Consider the following 19,635-nt stretch of genomic DNA (forward strand, 5'->3'; position numbering starts at 1 on the left):
GTCGATCTTCCTTTTGGGGTCAGCAATTAAAAGGCGATCGGAAGCAATTGCTTCCGATCGCCTTCGAGACAATCGTTGCTGTCGTACTCGATCTAAATGCGGCCAAATCATACTAAGGCCAAACTAGAGCTTGCAATAATGGCAGCAGGTTCGGTCGATATTTTTTAGATATTAAATTAAACGGCTTTTCGAGCAGACTGCTGGCGATTTAACAGTTGAGGCGCGATCGACTGCAGGCTAACCTCGTTAAAATCTTGCAAGAGGACGATCCGACATCGACGCTGAATTAAGGTGCCTTGTTTTTTGAACTCGCCTAAATAGTGCGTGACTGTCTCGCGAGTTGCGCCGACCATTTCACCAATAGCATAATGGGGTAAGGGAATATCGATTAACAGTCCTTCAGGAACTTGTCGCCCAAATCGATGGCCCAGCCACTCTAGAAGACAAACCAGACGCTGGTAGACTTGCTTGTGACTCAGGACGTTCATCAGTTGAGCCTTCTGCTGAGCGTTATAAAAGATCGCTTCCAGGTACTGAGGCCACTCGTTACGGGACAGAATTCTGGCCTCTACAGGAGTAGCGCATTCGATTTGATAGACCGCAAGGTTAGCCAGGGGCAATCCCACCACATCGCCCTTTTTCCAATAACCCAATCCAGTGGTACTGCCACTCTCGGTGAAGGTAAACGTCCTTGCAATTCCTTTTTCGATGAGCCATAGTTTATCTTCAAGCGGCGGGATAGATTCTCCTTTTGCAAAAGTTTGACAGGTAAACGGGGTAATGCTACCGAGCGAATGTGGAGATACCTGAAAACCTTGAGTGCAAATCTCTTGAGATCCTAAAGGGAGCGCTTGACCATCTACTGCCCTTTGGGGGGTTGGGTTCAAAAAATGTGTGAATGGACGCTTTTCAGCTGTATATACAGTTGAGTTTGTTGCAGGCATATTTTGTAGATTAGACATAACGATCTTCTTTCAGTCATAAATTGGTTCTGTTTAGGAATCCGCACTGTAAATTCTGATTTCAGTTATGAGTAAATATTTCGCAAGATCGCGATTGGTGCAAGCTCTAAAATGCGGCATCGAGCAAAGCGATCGAGGGGTTCTCATCCAGAAGAACTCGGCCTCCTGAGAGCGCGTATTGCTCGTTACGGTTCGGCTGCGCGCGCAATCGAGAAATGCAGTCTCGAGCGTTCGGACAAGTTGCTTGACGGACGCGCGCGAGCGCGAGGCGACAGACGCTGAATCACTGTTACATTCCCCCCGACCAGTCTGTTAGAGCAATGTTTCCGCAATTGAAGACTTACTTATAGGATCGAAAACTGAAGCATTGGTTTGCTTCAGCATTTTTATGATAGATGATGTATGAATAAATGATTTTAGCTGCGATCGCCCGAGCGAGGTGTCGATTCTGACAGTATTGGTTTAAATAGATTTGATTTATAGTTCTAAACTGTTATAGCTTAAGCTTGATGGACTTATAAAGAACTGTCGATAAAGGAAAGTTACGGTAAAATTACGTTTTTGTTAAGGTAAGCGTATAGATAGACCCACTGTGCCGAACGCCATGACCTTTGAAGAAGCACTCGACGTTGTAGATGAAGCTGTTCTCCTCAAGGTTGGCAGACGGCTCAGCGAAGTTGAAGTTTTGGTTCTGAAGGGATCCTGGCAAAAACAAACTTACAATGAAATTGCCATAGAAACCCATTACGCCGTCAATTACATCAAAATTCACGTAGGTCCTGCCCTTTGGAAAATGTTGAGCGCCGCACTCGGCGAAGCCGTTACCAAAAGCAACGTCAGATCGGTTTTAGAACGTCGTTGGAGAGTTTTAGGGCAAGAAAATGGGGAATCTATAACTGAAACGCCGGAAAAAATTCTTTCATTATCTTCGCCTTGCCGAGAAGATTGGGGAGGAGCCCTTGATGGTTCTACGTTTTACGGACGCGCGGACGAACGCTCGATCCTCAAAGAATGGATCGTCCGAGATCGCTGTCGGTTGGTCGGTATTTTGGGCATGGGCGGGATGGGAAAAACAGCGCTTTCTATCAAACTCGCTCGAGAAATGCAGGATCGTTTTGAGTGCATTGTCTGGCGATCGCTTCAAAATGCACCTCCCCTTGACTTGCTCTTGGCCGATCTCTGTCAGAGTCTCTCCCCTGAATCGGAAAACCTCTCAGATCTGAGCGAGTCAGATCGCCTCCGACAATTCCTCAACTCATTCCAGCAATGCCGTTGTTTGTTGATCTTGGACAATGTAGAAACGATCTTACAAGGGACGCAACCGCCGCACGATTCAGAAAATCGCGCTGGATTATTTCGCGAGGGGTATGAGGGGTATGGAGCATTGCTGACCCAAGTGAGCGATCGCCAACATCAAAGCTGCCTCGTGCTCACCAGTCGCGAAAAGCCCCGCGAGATCGAACGGCGAGAAGGTCCGAACGCTCCCGTACGCACCCTTCTCTTGAGCGGGCTTAACAGCGCGATGGCTCGGGAATTCCTGTCTCAGCGCGGATTGTTCTCTGCCTCGGAGGCACACTGGGAAACCCTCGTCCAATATTATGCGGGCAACCCGCTCGCCTTAAAAATCGTAGCTCCTGTCATTCTGGATTTGTTCGGTGGCGATGTTTCGAGCTTTCTACGTACCCTCCAGCGCCGCACGCTCCTGTTTGACGATATCCGCATTTTGCTCGCGCAGCAATTCGAGCGCCTCTCGGCGCTGGAGCAAGAAGCCATGTATTGGCTAGCGATCGCGCGGGAATGGGTCGATCTAACCGAACTCCAAGCCGATCTGATTTCTCATCGCTCCAAACATCGCCTCCCCGAAACCCTCCAAGCATTGGGACGGCGATCGCTCCTAGAGCAGCGAAACAGACAATTTACATTACAACCCGTAGTGATGGAATACGTCGCAGAACGCTCGATCGACCAAATGCTTGAGGAGATTCAAACCCAAACTCTAAAGCTATTCAACAGCCACGCGCTGACTAAAGCGCAGGCCAAAGATTATATCCGCGCCAGCCAAATTCGCGTTCTCTTGAGCCGTCTTGCCGAACAATTAACCGATCGATTTGGGACTAGAAAAGAGTTAGAGTCGCAACTTCAAAACATTCTCCTCGTCTTGCACGCTCAATTTTCCGCCACACCGGGCTATGCCGCCGGAAACCTGATCGACTTAATGCGCTACCTCAAGTTTGACCTTGCGGGCTATGACTTCTCTCATCTCAATATACGGCAAGCCTATCTCTCGGGTATGACCTTGCATCGGGTCAACTTTACCCATGCTAATTTTACAAATTCCGCGTTCTCTCAAGCCTTAGGTAATATCTTGGCGATCGCCTTTAGCCCGGATGGGCAGCTGGTTGCGACGGGAGATGCGAACAACCAAGTGTGCGTTTGGCGGGTTGCCGACTGTCAGTTACTCCTAACCTGCCGGGGGCACTCGGATTGGATCCGCGCGGTTCTGTTTTGCGCGGACAGTCAAACCCTGATGAGCGGAAGCGACGACCAAAGCATTCGGTTGTGGGATATCAAAACGGGAGGCTGCCTCGCCATTTTGTCAGGTCCCTCAAGTCGGATGGCATCCCTCGCCCTGAATCCCAACGGCTATCTGCTTGCCAGCGGAGGAGAAGACGGATCCGTTCATCTGTGGAATATTTCGCAAGGTTCCTATCTGAGAGCGCTTCGAGGACACGCGCAGCAAACGTGGTCTGTCGCGTTCAGTCCTAACGGCAACCAGATCGCAAGCGGTAGCGAAGACCATACGGTACGGCTGTGGGACGTTCGAACCGGGCAATGCTCGAACATTTTAGAAGGACATGACAATTGGGTGCAGTCGGTGGCTTTCAGCCCTGACGGTCGCAGCCTCGTCAGCGGCAGCTACGATCGCACTGCCAAACTGTGGGATCTCGAAACGGGAGAGTGTTTGAGAATTTTTGCCGGACACGCGAATTGGGTTTGGTGCGTGGCGATTTCTCCGGAAGGCAACCTCCTCGCAACCGCCAGCGAGGACCAAACCATTCGATTATGGGATATCGCAACCGGTCAACTCCTCAAAATACTGAGAGGGCACACCAATCGGATTTGGTCGCTTGCCTTTAGCCCGGACGGCTGCCTGCTCGCCAGCGGGAGCGACGATCAAACCCTCCGGCTGTGGGATGTTGGGACAAAACAGTGCCTCCACATTTTCCAGGGACATACCCGTAAAATATTTCCGGTGGTTTACAGCCCAGACGGACAGGTCCTCGCCAGCAGCGGCGACGAATCTGCAATTCGATTTTGGGACGCGAACACCGGGGAATGCGTTCAAATGACAGAAAGCTACGGGAGTCGCATTGAGTCGCTGGCCTTCAGCCCTGACGGTCGCAGGCTGATCGGCGGAGGCGAAGATAAAATTCTGCGGATCTGGGACGTACAGACCCTTCAATGCCTCAAAATGCTCCAGGGAGAGACCAAGCAGATTTGGACCGTTGGCTTTAGTCCCAACGGTCGCACGATCGCCAGCAGCGGCGAAGATGGCAAGGTGCGGCTGTGGGATAGCAGCACGGGACAATCGCTGCAGGTATTGGAAGGCCACAGCAATTGGGTGTTCACCATAGCCATCAGTCCCGACGGTCGCTATCTTGCCAGTGCCAGCTTCGACCAAACGCTCAAACTTTGGGATATCAATACGGGAAGGCTCTTAAAAACCTTGGAAGGCCACAGAAATTCTGTGACGGGAGTTGCTTTTAACCCAGAGAGCTGCCTCCTTGCGAGCAGCAGCCTCGACCAAACCGTAAAACTTTGGGACGTTGCGACGGGAAACTGTCTCAAAACCTTGGAAGGCCACAGCGACGGCATCTTTCCGGTTGCCTTTAGCCCTCGGGATTCTATTGTGGCCAGCGCATCTCTCGATCGCGCGATCAAACTATGGGACATCGGCACGGGTCAGTGCTTGAAGACCTTGGAGGAACATGCCGAACTCGTCTACTCCCTTAGTTTCAGACCCGATGGAAGAACCCTTGCCAGCGGCAGTTGGGATGAAACGATCAAGATCTGGGATGTAGAAACAGGTCGATGTACGCGGACTTTAAGGAGCGATCGCCCCTACGAGGGGATGGATATCACGGGGGTTTCTGGCATTACCGAGGCCCAGAAATTGACCTTAAAGTTGCTGGGTGCGATCGAACGAGAGCCTTAAGGAACTGAAGAGCAATGGCGGCGCAACCCGTACCGCATCGGACGGTATCCACACCCTTAAAAGGTAAAAGCGGCTTTTAATACTTCGTTACAATTGAACTTAACGAAACAAAAACTCCTTCTACAGTTCGTCAAAGGTCGCTGCTATGAACGGCAACATCCGCGTCGGGAATCTCTTTGGCATTCCTTTTTACGTCAATCCTTCTTGGTTTTTGGTACTGGGTTTAGTAACGCTGTCCTACGGGAATGGATTGGCGGCTCAGTTCCCCTCTTTAGCTGGGGGCATTCCTTTGCTATTGGGCTTCGCGACGGCTTTGCTATTATTTGCTTCGGTTGTGGCCCACGAGTTAGGCCATAGCTTTGTGGCGCTGCGTCAAGGCATTGGAGTGCAGTCGATTACGCTATTTCTGTTTGGCGGTCTGGCCAGTCTCGAAAAAGAATCCGAGACGCCAGCGGGTGCATTTTGGGTGGCGATCGCCGGGCCGCTGGTCAGTTTTTTACTTTTTGGAATTGCCACGCTCGCGGGCGCTAGCCTTCAGTTAGCCGGTCCAGTTGGCGCTATTGTGAGTCTTTTGGCTTACGTCAACCTAACTTTAGGGGTATTCAATTTGATTCCAGGGCTGCCTTTAGACGGTGGCAATATTTTGAAGGCGGCTGTGTGGAAGATGACGGGCAATCCCTACAAGGGCGTTAAGTTTGCCAGTCGCGTGGGTCAAGGGCTGGGCTGGGTGGCGATCGCCACGGGTCTTTTGCCTCTGGCGATTTCCGGCAGTTTTGGCGGCATTTGGAATGTCCTGATCGGTTTTTTCCTGCTCCAAAATGCGGGGCGTTCTGCCCAATACGCGCGGGTTCAAGAACAATTTGCGGGGTTGACGGCTGCCGATGCGGTCACGCCCAACGGTCCGATCGTATCGGGTCAAATCGCGCTGCGAGAGTTTGCAGACAAGCTCATTCTCAGCCGAGACAACTGGCGTCAGTTTTTAGTGGTGGATGGTGAGGGGAAATTGCTGGGGGCGATCGCTGTTGATGCGCTGCAATCTATTCCGACAGAGCGCTGGTCTAGTCTCCGAGTCAGCGAACTGGCACAACCCGTCGAGGCGTCCAAGACCATCGACTCCGATCTGCCTCTCATGGAGGTGGTGAAGCAGCTCGAAGAGAATAAGCTCTCGACGCTAACGGTGATTCGCGAGAATGGTATTTTGGTAGGACTTTTAGAAAAGGCTTCTATCCTAAATCTCGTTCAGCGACGCGTGCAGGCCAGTCCTGCATAAACCAATCTCCTCACCCCATTCAAGCTCGCTGACGAGCTAGGCGACGACAAAGTGACTGCCTTCTAATGCTTTCAGCCTCATCAGAGTTTTCTGCACTACTAAGCTACTCTTATACTTGACCTCAATGCACAAAAATCAAATCTAGCTTTTTTTATAGATTGCAACGCCACATTTCAGGGCTATACGCTCAAGCTTTCGATCGAGAGTAGCGATCGCCGCACCCTCTCTCAGTGCTAACTCCAGATATGCTGCATCATACGCAGACAATTGATGCTCCCTAGCTAAAGCAGAAACAGTCGCTAACATCCTTTTAGGAACTAAAGGATCCACCACTATCGGCAACGCACTGAGTAGCGACAAAGCATGGGTAGTTTGAGCCTGAGTGATACGACCTCGACGTTCTGCAACGATCAACACATTTGAAACCTCAAGCTCCCATAGAGACGGAACAATCGCCCTATTTTCAGCTAGTGAATCCAGAACGGCTTCCGTATAGTCAGTTTTCTCATCCTCTAAAACCCATCCCATCGTGACAGAGCAATCTAAAACGAAATACTTCAACGTCGGCCTTCCTCGCGTAACGCTTGAACCGACAATCCATCTAACCGCATAGACTCTCGTAACGTTTTCAGTTGAGCGATCGTATTTTCAACAGGTTGAACCTCAAAGATAGGAGCTATCTTGGCAATGGGATGACCATGCTTAGTAACAGTCACTGTCTCACCTGATTGAACTTCACGAATAAGTTCAGTAAAGTTCGTTTTAGCTTCATAGACACCCACAACTTTCACGATGCACCTCTGATTCTGGTCTGTATCTAGTCTAGTTTGTCCAATCCAGATTTTGGAGATTTAAAAAATCCTTCATAAACCACCCACAATTCATCCGATCTCTTCCCCTGTGAAATCCTTAAAGATAAGAGAACCCCTGCCTCCGAACTTTCTGTTAAGTGTCCATCTTCCCTCAGGCGTCAATTTTGTGGATACACGATTGCTTAATGTTTTCTTTGATGGTTTGAGCAGCCAAGAGCCGTTATCTCATCTCATTGCCTTAAACCCCATCCCTTGCCATGATGGATAGAGTGCAAACGTTCTCTGACTCACCACACTGGGATGACCGTCGAGCCTGGAATCGCCACAACCCAAACCCCCACCCTTGAAACCTACCTCAAGCACTACTTCGGCTACGATACCTTTCGCCCCGGCCAACGCGACATCATCGACGCAGCCTTAGCGGGGCAAGATCTCCTCGTCATCATGCCCACCGGAGGCGGAAAATCCCTGTGTTTTCAGCTCCCCGCCCTCCTCAGACCCGGCGTCACCATCGTGGTCTCCCCCCTGATCGCCCTCATGCAGGATCAGGTCACGGCATTACAGGTCAACCAAATCCCCTCCACCTACCTCAACAGTAGTCTGGGCATCGCCGAAACCCGCGATCGCGAGGCCCAACTCCTGCGCGGCGACATCAAGCTGCTCTACGTCGCTCCAGAACGGCTCTTTAACCCCTCCTTTCTTGGATTCCTAGTCCAACTGCAATCCCGCGTCGGTATTTCCTGCTTCACCGTCGACGAAGCCCACTGCGTCTCAGAATGGGGGCACGATTTTAGGCCAGAGTATCGCCGCTTGGCCGAACTGCGCGATCGCTATCCCAACGTCCCCGTCATGGGCTTGACCGCCACCGCCACCGATCGCGTCCGCCAAGATATCCTGCACCAGCTCCGACTGCGCGATCCTTTCGTTCACCTGGCCAGCTTCAACCGCCCCAACCTTTACTACGAAGTTCGCCCCAAACATCGCAACCTCTACGACGAAATTTTGCAGTATATCCGCAAAACCGAAGGCTCCGGCATCATCTACTGCGCCAGCCGCCGCCAAGTGGACGAGCTGACTGCAAAACTCCAACGGGATGGCGTGAGTACCTTGCCCTACCATGCCGGACTCAACGATCGCCTCCGGTCCGAAAACCAAACCCGCTTTCTGCGAGACGACGTGCAGGTGATGGTCGCAACCGTCGCCTTTGGCATGGGCATCAACAAACCCGACGTGCGGTTTGTGATCCACCACGACCTGCCGCGCAATATCGAAAGCTACTACCAAGAAGGAGGCCGCGCCGGACGGGACGGGGAACCCGCCGTCTGCATCTTGTACTTTGCCCCCAAGGACATCCGTACCATCGATTGGATGATCGACCAAAAGGTCAATCCCGCTACGGGCGAACCGTTAGAGCAAGAACAGCGCATCGCCCGCCAGCAGCTCCGCCAGGTCATCGACTACGCCGAGGGCACCGTCTGCCGCCGCACTATCCAGCTCAGCTACTTTGGCGAACAGTTTCCGGGCAATTGCAACAACTGCGATAACTGCCGCAACCCCAAGCCCGTTGAGGATTGGACGGTCGATGCTCAAAAGTTCCTCTCCTGTATCGCCCGCTGTCAGGAGCGCTTTGGCATGAACCACATTATTGATGTCCTGCGCGGTTCCAAAGGGCAGCGCATCACCCAAAAAGGACACGACAAGCTTTCAACCTACGGCATCGGCAAAGATAGAACCGCAGACCAATGGCGGTTGCTGGGGCGTACGTTGCTTCAGCAGGGCCTGCTCGATGAGACCACCGATGGCTATCCGGTCCTCAAGCTCAACGCTCGCAGTTGGGAGGTCATGCGGAAGCAGCAATCTGTCTGCGTTGCAGTTTCACCCCAAACGGCGGATTCTGACAGCGATCGCCGCTCTCAAACGGCTGTTTCCGTAGATGCCGAGGCATTATTCCAGCGCCTGCGAGCATTGCGGAAAAAATTGGCAGACGAACGGGCGATCGCCCCCTACATGGTGTTTGCGGATTCCACGCTCAAATCGATGGCGCAGCAGCAGCCCCAGACCTTGGCAGAATTTGCCGCAATTTCTGGCGTCGGCAGCCGAAAGCTGCTTCAGTACGGCGACAAATTTTTGAGCGAAATTCACGGATTCAGGTCAGAACAGGGATTACCCGTCGCCCTTGAGCCTGAGGTCCCATCTCCCCCCTCCGCTCCCGAAAGCGATGACTTTACCTTAGCCGAAACGCTATCGACCACGCTGGCCCTCCTCCAGCAGGGATGCAGCGTCGCAGAAATTGCCAAACGCCGGCATTTAAAGTCAACCACCATCCTAAGTCACATCGTAGAGCTGATCGAGCAGGGGCATCCGATCGAGCTGGATGCGTTAGTGGCAGCAGATCGTCAGGAGAAGATTAGAGCAGCGATCGCCCAGGTGGGAGCCATCTCACTCACCCTCATCCGCAATCACCTGGGCGAAGAATATTCCTACGATGAGATCAAGCTCGTGCGAGCGGACTGGCATCGATCGCAGGAATAAGGATAGCTACCTTTGACTGAACTCAAGTTTTCAGAGATCCGCACCAGCCGCTATCACAATTCGATCGACCGTCAACGCAAGTTCAGGCAATAAGAGCGACTCGATTTTTTCAGTCCCTTTAAACTGTCGCAACTCATATTCGCCAGTCTGATTCAGGGCATACACTGAAACGATTGGCACCTTCGGCAAGCCAATATATCGCACTGCGCCGAGCGCCCTATAATCTACAATCCAATACTCAGAAATACCTAAATCTTCGTAATCGGCAAGCTTCCGTAAGTAGTCGTTTTTCCAGTTCGTACTGACCACCTCAACGGCAAGCTTAATCGAACTGCCCATCGTAATAATGGATTGTTTGGGCCACAATGGCTCCGCATCTAACGCCTGCGGGTCTACAACCAACAGATCGGGCTGGTATCCAGACTCCCGATCCGGCGATCGCACCAAGTACGTCTTAGGCATAGAGTACAGCAGGCTGCTACGCCGAATTTCGTAGCCAACCTCCACGGCCAGAAATCCCACAACGTTTTCGTGAGGGCCAGTCGGAAACATCTCAACTATCGTCCCGTTGATTAACTCATATCGCCCCGTTTCTGGATACCATTCCACAAAGGCGTCAAACGTCACGGTCTGAGCAGTAGATTGAACCATTGCCCTGCCATCCTAAAGGCTCAGTCGGATATACCTAAACCATAGCGAACCATAGCGCTATCTGCGTTGACAATATGGTCCGTTCAGAAAATACCCGACAATGCAGATCTTGCATTCTGGACAAAAGTTGACGGACTTTTGTCAAGGTTTGCCAGCGAAGGTGTAGCATATCGTAATGATCGCTACTTATAGGTTAGGGAATAAATCCTTAAGGTAGTGGGGATAGGGTATCCCTCTCAGTTTCATGTCCCTGCTAAACCAACTCAAATTCTGTTGCAGCTATAGGAGTTCATCATGATCGAACAACCCTCGCGTCATCGGGTTGTCATAGTGGGGGGTGGCTTTGGCGGGCTGTATGCAGCTAAGGTTTTGGGCCGCGCTCCTGTAGACGTCACGTTAGTAGACAAGCGAAATTTCCACTTATTCCAGCCGCTGCTGTACCAGATCGCCACAGGTACCCTTTCTCCGGCCCAAATTTCTTCGCCGTTGCGCAGCATCCTCAGTCGCTACCGCAATACTCAGGTTTTGATGGAGCACGCCATCGACTTAGATGCGACGGCGCAGCATGTGGTGACGCCCAATCGATGCATTCCCTACGATACGTTGATTGTCGCGACGGGCGTGCACCATCATTATTTTGGCAATGAAGAATGGCAGCAGACTGCACCAGGACTCAAAACCGTCGAAGACGCCTTAGAAATGCGCCGCCGCATTTTTATGGCCTTTGAGATGGCAGAAAAGGAACCCGACCCGGAAAAACGCAAGGCGATGCTGACGTTCGTGGTGGTCGGCGGCGGGCCGACGGGGGTGGAGCTGGCTGGGGCGATCGCTGAGCTAGCCTTCAAGACCCTCAAGGACGACTTCCGCAACATCGATATTCAGCAGACCCAGGTGCTGCTCCTGGAAGGGTTGGATCGGGTGCTGCCCCCCTACGCCGCCGATTTGTCGGAAAAAACAGCGCGATCGCTCCAGCGTCTGGGCGTTACCATTCGCACCCAAACCCGCGTCATCCACGTGGACGAATCCGGGGTGACGGTTCAGCAGGGCGATCGCACCGAGCCGATCCCGTCCCGCACCGTCCTCTGGGCCGCTGGTGTCAAAGCGTCGCGCATGGGCAAGGTTTTGGCGGAACGAACTGGAGCGGCGTTAGATCGCGTCGGACGGGTAATGGTGGACTCGGACCTGAGCGTGCCAGGACATCCCAATATCTTTGTGGTCGGCGATTTGGCCCATTTTGCCCATCAAGGCGAAAATCCTTTACCGGGCGTCGCGCCCGTGGCCACCCAGGAGGGCAAATACGTGGCCCAAAAGATTACCGCTCAGTTGGCCGGAAAGACGGTTGCGCCCTTCCGGTACAGAGAGGTGGGCAGTCTGGCCGTGATCGGCCAAAATGCGGCAGTCGTAGACCTGGGTTTTGTGAAATTCTCTGGGCCGCTCGCCTGGTTTATTTGGATTTTTGCCCACATTTACTACCTCATCGAGTTCGACAACAAGATGGTGGTTTTATTGCAGTGGGGCTGGAATTACTTCACCCGGCAGCGCGGCGCGCGGCTGATTACCGGGTCCGAAACGATCGTCTCCGAACCTCCAATCGCTGAGGTAGAGCAGCCCGAGGTTGCGAGAGATCGGGTCTCTGTCAACGCGAGCTGAACGGGTCGCGCTCAGAGGCCGGGTCGCGGCATGGAGAGGGGAGGTTTCTCGTTCCAGGGGGCAAACCAGGGCAGCAGCAGCAGTCCTGGGACAGCCGCCAACAGCGTGATCAGAAAAAACAACGCCCATCCCTGGCCCGTGGAACCTGCCAGAAACGGGTTGCTTTTGATTCCTGGGGTGACGGCAATCCACTGCTGGATGCCTTGAGCAATAATGCCGCTCGAAGGGCCTGCAATGAGGTCCCGTCCCACGGCCATGAGGCTGGAGAGGAGCGCGAACTGGGTGGCAGAAAAGCGAGAGTTGCATCGGCTCATCAAAAAGCCGACAAAGCCTGCGGTGCCCAATCCGCTGCAAAAGTTTTCGACGTTAATGGCCAGCACCATGGTGAGGTAGTCTTTGCCGACGACGGCCAGGATGTAGTACCCGATGTTGCTGACCGCCTGGAGACTCCCAAACAGCCAGAGCGATCGATTGACGCCCAGTTTGCTGAGGGCAGCACCGCCCATGAGCGTCCCCACAATGGTGGCAATGAGGCCCATGCCCTGGCGGATGTTGCCGATATCTCCGTCGCTGAAGCCAATGCCCTTGGCCCCCAAAAACGGGACCGCTAGCTTGGCAACCATGGCATCGCCCAAGCGAAACAGCACGATAAAAAGCAGGGTATAGACCGCAGGTTTCCAGCCCAACCGTCGAAAGAAGTCTAGGAAGGGCTGTACGACGGCATCGGCAAAGGTCGCGGGCGGCGTTTCGTCGCGGGTTGGCTCCGGTGCCCAGAAGGAGGTGATGGCTCCGACGGCAATCAGTCCTGCCATTAAGACGTAGACCCAGTGCCAACCCAATCGATCCGCGAGATTGAAGGCAATCCATCCCGTCAGCAATAGCGCGATGCGGTAGCCCAAAATATACAAAGAGGCCCCGGCACCCGTCTCGCGCTCTTCTAGGACGTCGGTGCGATAGGCATCAATGGCAATATCTTGGGTGGCGCTCAAAAAGGCAATGAGGAGAGCGGTTGCGGCCAATGCCTGAAGCCAAAGCGTCCGCGAGGGGCCATCCAGACCGGGAATGACAGACATTTGAAAGGCGATCGCCAGGACTGCCGCCACTAGCCCCATCTGCGCCACCAGCATCCATCCTCGCCGCCGTCCCAGAAAGGGAGGGACGTAGCGGTCTAGCACGGGCGACCAGAGGAATTTGAGGGAGTAGGGCAACCCAACTAAGCTAAACCAGCCAATCGTAGAGAGATTGAGGTCTGCCTTTGCCATCCAAGCACGGAATGCATCGTCGGTCAGGGCGAAGGGGAGACCGGACAGCAAGCCCAGCGTCAGAATGGCTGCCATTTTGCGGCTGCCAAAAACTTGAAGAACGGACGGGGCTTTTTTCACGGCACTGCTCGCTTGTGGCTAAGGACTGAGGCTTGAAAACGTTCGTTTTGCCCGATATCCCCTCCATTGGGATAAGGCTAAAATCAACCTCTCATCATGCCACAGTCTTGCTCTAGGAAGCCCTTCGATTGACATCCTCCCGCCACCAACCTAACGGTGTGGTGGGGGATTCCCAAACCTCACGATTTGAGTTTCTGCTTCATCGCAACTGCCTCTACCCTCTAGGAGTTTTGGTCTTATGTTCGCTCCACAGACTAGCCCCGCAAGCCCTGCGGTTTTATTGAGTCACAAACAAATGTTTATGGGTTTTGCGTCAATCGGGGATGTATTACCATTGCCCGTCAATCTTTTCCCGGTCTACCAACTTTTCCTCGCCGTTTTCTGCGGGTGCAGAAAAACTTTGGTGTTAGGCTTTATGTCTCCGTTGTCGCGGGTGGGTCAACGACCAAAGTTATTATACAGCAAGAGTTTGGCAATTCCGCTTCGCTACATTGCCGCTCCTTGTTACTGAGCCTGTCGAAGTATCCCTCTCCCGCCAAGCGCTACCGCGCTGTGGTCGGGAGTCTCTCGGAGGTCAAGATGAAGATCCCCTGCAGGCTAATGGGTGGAAATCGCAAAGGCGGGTTCTAGATCTTGAAATAGCGCCGTGCTGAGGTAACGCTCGCCAAAGCTGGGCTGAATCGCGACGATTAGCTTGCCTTCGTTCTCGGGACGTTTGGCCACCTGAATGGCCGCACACAGGGCCGCACCGGACGAAATCCCCGACAGCAACCCTTCCTCGCGGGCCATGCGGCGACCGTAAGCGATCGCATCTTCATCGCTCACGCCGATGACTTCATCGATGAGATCGGTTCGCAGCACCGGGGGCACGAACCCAGCTCCAATGCCTTGAATTTTGTGCGGCCCAGGCTTGCCGCCCGACAAGACAGGGCTGTTGGTCGGCTCTACGGCGATCGCCTGAAACCCCGGCTTGCGATCCTTAATGACCTCGGCAACGCCCGTAATGGTGCCACCCGTCCCCACGCCAGCAATCAAAATATCAACTTGGCCGTCGGTATCGCGCCAGATTTCTTCAGCCGTGGTATCGCGATGGATTTGGGGATTGGCCGCATTTTGGAACTGCTGAAGCATGTAGGCATTGGGAATGCGATCGACCAGATCTTGCGCGCGCTGAATGGCCCCCTTCATCCCTTCGCTTCCCGGCGTTAGCTCTAGCTGCGCGCCATAGGCCCTCAGCATCGCGCGGCGCTCGCTACTCATGGTCTCCGGCATGGTCAAAATGAGGCGATACCCCTTGGCAGCGGCCACCATCGCCAAAGCAATGCCAGTATTGCCAGAGGTCGGTTCTACCAAGACTGTTTTACCGGGATAAATAAACCCGTTCTTCTCCGCAACCTCAATCATGTTGATACCAATCCGGTCCTTGACAGAAGCGGAGGGATTCATGCTTTCTAGCTTGAGCAAAATCTGGGCCACACAACCTTCACTCTGGGGAATGCGGTTGAGCTGCACCAACGGCGTGCGCCCGATGAGTTCAGTGATGTCGCGAGCAACGTGCATGGCCGAATTCCTATCTCTCTAAAAACTTTGCGGTATGACTGACAGCAGCCTATGACTCATTAGATCGTTAGACTACGATTGAGCAAACCCTGCTGTCCTAAATGTAATACATTAGCTCCGCCTGTTTCTGGGCATCGCGGCGATCGCAGAGATCTTGAAGCGTATGCTTTTGGAGGATTCCTCGCATGGCTTCGCAGGATCCTTTCCAAAGATCTTTGAGAACCTTTTTCTCGGCTGTTTCAGCAGACTTGCTCCCACCAATCGCATCTGCATCCTGCCCTTCAATCGAATTCATGACCTCTAACACCGTAATCTGCCAAGGCTCCCGTGCCAGAATGTAACCGCCCCTAGCCCCCCGCTGCGATCGCACCAAACCAGACCGCCGCAGGATGGCAAGGAGCTGCTCTAAGTAGCGGTCTGGGATCTCTTGTCGAGCTGAAATTTGACGAATTTGGAGCGGCTCGTTGTCTTTAAAGGAATCTGCTAAAGCCATTAAGGCCAAGAGCGCATATTCGCTTTTACAAGAAAGTTCCACGATTTGCGTTGTCCAGGGCAGTAAATCATCTCATATCGATTATACCCCGGTTTATTACCGTAGTTTTAGTATTTTATAAAAACCGTCTGAGGGTTTGAAATTTCTAAGTTAGAGGGCGCGGTGCTGCAATACCATAGCCCTGGGCGTAATCGATGCCTAAGACCTTAATGCGCTCTAGAATAGCGTCGTTTTCTACAAACTCCGCAATCAGCTTCATTCCCATCACATGACCGATCCGCACCATAGCTTCTACCATGGCTTCATCCACGGGATCTTTAACAATATTGCGGATAAAGCTGCCGTCGATTTTGAGGTAGTTTACGGGCAGGTTTTTAAGATAGCCAAAGGAGGACATGCCGCTACCAAAGTCATCAAGGGCAAAATGACACCCCAAACGCTGGAGCTCATGAATAAACTGGCGGGCTTTGGTTAAATTGGCGATCGCCAAAGTTTCGGTAATTTCAAAGCAGATCAGCGGAGCCGGAATCTGATGCAGGGCAAACTGTTCCTGTACAAAATCCATGAATTGGTCGTCATTGATGCTTGCCCCTGAGAGATTGATGGCATACAGCGCATCGCAGCTTACTCCCTCCAACTGGCACTGCTGCCAGATCTCACGGTAATGGGAGCCTTGGGTTTTAAATAAAGTTTTGATAACCCAGCGGTCAATCAGATGCATCAGGTTATAGCGCTCAGCGGCTGGAATAAACGCCATGGGAGCTACCAAGTTGCCCTGCTCATCAATCAACCGCACTAAAACTTCGTAATGCTCGGACTGAGCGGGTGTCGTAACAGCAGCAATAGGCTGGTAATAGAGACAAAAGCGATCCTCCTCTAAGGCGCGCGATAGCCGTGAAGCCCACTGAATCTCACCGCGCTGCTGCAATAAATCCCGATCGTTGGGTTGAAACACGTGAACCCGATTTCGCCCTTTATTTTTGGCGGTATAACAGGCTGCATCGGCAACACTTAAAAGGCTAGACAGACTTTCGCTCTCTGCATCGATAGCCGTCAGACCAATACTCGCACCAATGGCAAAGGTTTGATCTTGCCAAATAAACCGGAAGGACTGAACGCATTCCCGCATCTGATTGGCAATGCGTAACGCTTGGTCTAAAGGACATTCATTCAGCAAGATGCCAAATTCGTCGCCGCCGAGCCGTGCCAAGGTGTCACTTTTACGCACTTGGGTTTGCAAAAGCACGGTAATTTGACGGAGAAGTTCATCCCCAGCGGCGTGACCGCAGTTGTCATTCACGATCTTGAAGCGATCTAGGTCTAAATAGCAGAGGGCATGAACCTGGTTTTGGGACTGGGCACTGGCGAGGGCTTGCTCCACCCGCTGCTCAAACTCCCGCCGATTGATCAGATGGGTTAGGGCATCGTGGCTGGCTTCCCAAGTGAGCTGCTGGGATAGACGCCGTGCTTGGGTGACATCGTGGAACACCATCACCGCACCCATCATTCGACCCTCGCGATCGCGAATGGGCGCTGCTGAGTCCTCAATGTGAATCTCGCGACCATCCAATGACATTAAGATGGTCTGATGGGGCAATCCCACTCTGTGTCCCTCCTGAAGCGCTCTTTCGAGCGGATTTTCGACGGGTTCACCTGTAACTTCGTTGAAAATCTTGAAGACTTCCCCAAAGGGGAGACCTGCTGTCTCTTGTGGATTCCAGCCCGTCAAGCTGGCGGCGACTGGGTTGAAGTACTTAATGCGGCCCTCTGCATCCGTTGTAATCACAGCATCGCCAATGGAGTGCAGCGTCACTTGGGCCAGTTCTTTTTCTTCAAATAGGTCTTGCTCGAGCTGCTTCTGAGCGCTGATATCCCGCACAACTAAGACAACTGCATCGGCGGACATGGGCGAAAAGTTGGTTGAGAAATGATGCTGTCTTCCCTCCATCTCCAGGCTGTACTCCCCTTGTACGGTTTGCTGTGTTTCTAGGGCCTGTTGAATATAGTTCAGCATGGCATCGGCTTGGGGGAGGGGAAAGGTTTCGTGGAGCGTCTTACCCACCATCGCTTCAATGGGCTGATAGAGTCCCTGCGCGTGGGTCGTAGCCACTTTTAAACAGAGACCCTGGGCATCCCGCACGAGCACAATATCTGTCATGGCAGCAAAGAGCGCCTGGAGTTCGGCTTCGCTCTGCTTTAGCGCATCTTTAGCCTGTTTCTGCTCGGTAATGTCTGAGAATGAGGCCACAACGGCGTAGGGCAGCAATTCATCGGGATGGAATAACGGTTGAGAATTAACCGAAATCCAGGTGAGGCGATCGTCTGGTTTGCGAATACCCATGATGACGTTGCGACAGGATTTGCCCGTACGAAGTGTCATTATGGTCGGGTGCTGTTCCCCAGGAAAGGGTGAACCGTCTTCATGAATGGCCTGCCATCGCGGATCGAGGGAAGACCGTCCCTTCATCTGCGCTAAGGACAAGCCCAAAATAGCTTCAGCACTGGCATTGCTGGCAAGAATGGTAGAAGCTGAATCCTGTAGGATGATACCCTCTGCTAGGGCTTCTATGACGGAACGATATCGTTCTTCGCTGTCTTGTAATGCAAGCAGCAGCGCATTTTTGGCCTCAAATTCTGATGCAAGCTGGAGGGAGCTTGCCAGAAACGCGGCAAGGAGCTGGAGCACCTGAACATCTTGGTCAGTGAAGGCATGAGGGTTTGAAGCCGATACCTTAAGGACGCCCTGATACCCTTCGGTGGTCTGAAACGGCACCACAATCATGGACTGAATGCCAATGCGGCGGCAGGCTTCAAGATCTACGTGCGGATCGGTAGCGACATCCTGACAGTGCAGAATTTCACCCGTTGTGAGGCAGTATCCAGACAGGCTGGCATTAACCTTCAGCCGCAGCCCAACATAGGGGGCAACCTGACCGCTAGCGGCTCGATAGACCAGCTCGTTGCCTTCAACCATTTCAATAATCGATCCGCTGGCGTGGGTAAGTTGTTGGGCGCGTTCGACAATGAGAGTCATGGCCTCATCTAAGCTAAACCCTCTTAGAGCAACCTCTTGCTGAAGTTGAACGATCTCTGAAAGACGTTGGGTTTCATAGCGCAGGATATCGGTTCGCTCTGTTGCCTTGAGATGCTGTTCGTTGGCCTGCTGTAGGTCTGTCTCGATTTGGATGCGCTGGGTTTCCATCTGATTCAGCAGTCTGGCATTCCACCACACCAAGCTGGAGAAGGCGATCGTCATAGCCATTACCACAAGGACATCATCCGTGGCATTGTCGTAGTGTCCAAGTGCTGTGCCCTGACGGACTAGCCAACTGAGACCCATCGGAAGGGCGATCGCCCAAGGAATTACCCGTCGGGCAATAATTCCACCGACTAGAGGACTGGTGATGTGCTGCATCAGCCCCTGACGAGGATAAGTCACCAAAATTCCAACGCATAGCGCCATAAAGGCCACACTGGTATTGGGCGCCAGCGTGAAGATGTGTGCGACCACCTTGAACTGTACGTCAACGCCAAATAAATGTCCGCAAAAGGCCATCCATGCAAGGAGAGCAACGATGCAGGCTAGAAGCTGAGCGAGGACAATCCGCCGCCGAGTTTTGGAGGTGAGCAACAGCAGCCCAACACCTAAAAGGACAAAATTGACGGCGGTGTTTATCCCCATACGCCCTGGATATAGCGTTGTTGCTGAGGGTTCGAGATCTCGAAACAGCCATCGATCGATACCCAAATCCCAACCCCAAAAATACTGCATCAGGGTAAGGGCACCAAGGGCGATCGCGCCCACCGCCATTGCCTGCGCGATGCGGCACCTTAGACGAGAGAGCCGCTTTCCTTGCAACAGCCCTAACGATAAACTCGATAACATCAGTCCCAGGGCTGTATTAGCCTTCATGGTCGAGATGTTGCCAGCCCATAAATTTTTTAAAAAGAAAATATGAAATTGCCAACCCGCTAAAGCTAGGCCAGAAATTAGGACTACGATCGCGATCGCCCCTTGAATAATTCGTCGATTCACCGTAGCCCCCCATTAGAATCGCTCTGGCTTCCCACTATACTAATGACGCTTAAAATTAGCTATTTCTCAAC

Annotated in this window: 12 protein-coding genes; 4 read left to right on the forward strand and 8 right to left on the reverse strand. The window is 52.8% G+C overall.

Going from position 1 to position 19,635, the window contains the following annotated elements; all coding sequences use genetic code 11:
• Positions 1-176 precede the first annotated feature (176 nt).
• Positions 177-887 carry a Crp/Fnr family transcriptional regulator gene (locus R6H26_RS21270; RefSeq protein WP_404785338.1) on the reverse strand — a complete coding sequence of 237 codons (711 nt, stop codon included), beginning with the start codon at positions 885-887 and terminating at the stop codon, positions 177-179.
• 679 nt (positions 888-1,566) lie between these two features.
• Between R6H26_RS21270 and R6H26_RS21275 the strand changes: the two genes are divergently transcribed.
• Both R6H26_RS21275 and R6H26_RS21280 read left to right on the forward strand, forming a co-directional pair.
• Entirely contained in the window at positions 1,567-5,178 is a 3,612-nt protein-coding gene (locus R6H26_RS21275; protein ID WP_404785339.1) for an NB-ARC domain-containing protein, read from the forward strand.
• 145 nt (positions 5,179-5,323) lie between these two features.
• Complete coding sequence (locus R6H26_RS21280) at positions 5,324-6,448, forward strand: site-2 protease family protein (RefSeq protein ID WP_404785340.1); 1,125 nt, start codon at positions 5,324-5,326, stop codon at positions 6,446-6,448.
• Between the two features lie 141 nt (positions 6,449-6,589).
• On the opposite strand, the gene R6H26_RS21285 is transcribed toward R6H26_RS21280, so the two are convergent.
• Positions 6,590-7,009, reverse strand: a complete 420-nt coding sequence (locus tag R6H26_RS21285; RefSeq protein WP_404785342.1) for a type II toxin-antitoxin system VapC family toxin — start codon at positions 7,007-7,009, stop codon at positions 6,590-6,592.
• Entirely contained in the window at positions 7,006-7,239 is a 234-nt protein-coding gene (locus R6H26_RS21290) for a type II toxin-antitoxin system Phd/YefM family antitoxin (protein WP_404785343.1), read from the reverse strand. The genes R6H26_RS21285 and R6H26_RS21290 overlap by 4 nt, the downstream gene beginning before the upstream one ends.
• A gap of 321 nt (positions 7,240-7,560) precedes the next feature.
• On the opposite strand from R6H26_RS21290, the gene recQ reads away from it, so the two are divergent.
• Positions 7,561-9,792, forward strand: a complete 2,232-nt coding sequence (gene recQ / locus R6H26_RS21295) for a DNA helicase RecQ (protein WP_404785344.1) — start codon at positions 7,561-7,563, stop codon at positions 9,790-9,792.
• 30 nt (positions 9,793-9,822) lie between these two features.
• Here the strand turns inward: recQ and R6H26_RS21300 are convergent, their stop codons facing one another.
• Entirely contained in the window at positions 9,823-10,443 is a 621-nt protein-coding gene (locus tag R6H26_RS21300; RefSeq protein WP_404785346.1) for a Uma2 family endonuclease, read from the reverse strand.
• A 294-nt stretch (positions 10,444-10,737) separates the two neighbouring features.
• Here R6H26_RS21300 and R6H26_RS21305 point away from each other — a divergent pair, with 294 nt between their 5' ends.
• The gene (locus R6H26_RS21305; protein ID WP_404785348.1) at positions 10,738-12,093 is read left to right on the forward strand and encodes an NAD(P)/FAD-dependent oxidoreductase; all 1,356 of its coding nucleotides are present in this window, start codon (positions 10,738-10,740) and stop codon (positions 12,091-12,093) included.
• 11 nt (positions 12,094-12,104) lie between these two features.
• Here R6H26_RS21305 and R6H26_RS21310 read toward each other — a convergent pair whose 3' ends face one another.
• The 4 genes from R6H26_RS21310 to R6H26_RS21325 form a co-directional block, all read right to left on the reverse strand.
• Complete coding sequence (locus tag R6H26_RS21310; protein WP_404785349.1) at positions 12,105-13,475, reverse strand: AmpG family muropeptide MFS transporter; 1,371 nt, start codon at positions 13,473-13,475, stop codon at positions 12,105-12,107.
• A 597-nt stretch (positions 13,476-14,072) separates the two neighbouring features.
• Entirely contained in the window at positions 14,073-15,035 is a 963-nt protein-coding gene (gene cysK / locus R6H26_RS21315) for a cysteine synthase A (RefSeq protein WP_404785351.1), read from the reverse strand.
• 97 nt (positions 15,036-15,132) lie between these two features.
• Positions 15,133-15,570 carry an RrF2 family transcriptional regulator gene (locus tag R6H26_RS21320; protein WP_404785352.1) on the reverse strand — a complete coding sequence of 146 codons (438 nt, stop codon included), beginning with the start codon at positions 15,568-15,570 and terminating at the stop codon, positions 15,133-15,135.
• 103 nt (positions 15,571-15,673) lie between these two features.
• Entirely contained in the window at positions 15,674-19,564 is a 3,891-nt protein-coding gene (locus tag R6H26_RS21325; protein WP_404785354.1) for an EAL domain-containing protein, read from the reverse strand.
• Between the last annotated feature and the right edge of the window lie 71 nt (positions 19,565-19,635).

The sequence above is a fragment of the Altericista sp. CCNU0014 genome (assembly GCF_044923475.1).
GTDB lineage: Bacteria > Cyanobacteriota > Cyanobacteriia > Thermosynechococcales > Thermosynechococcaceae > JAAURS01.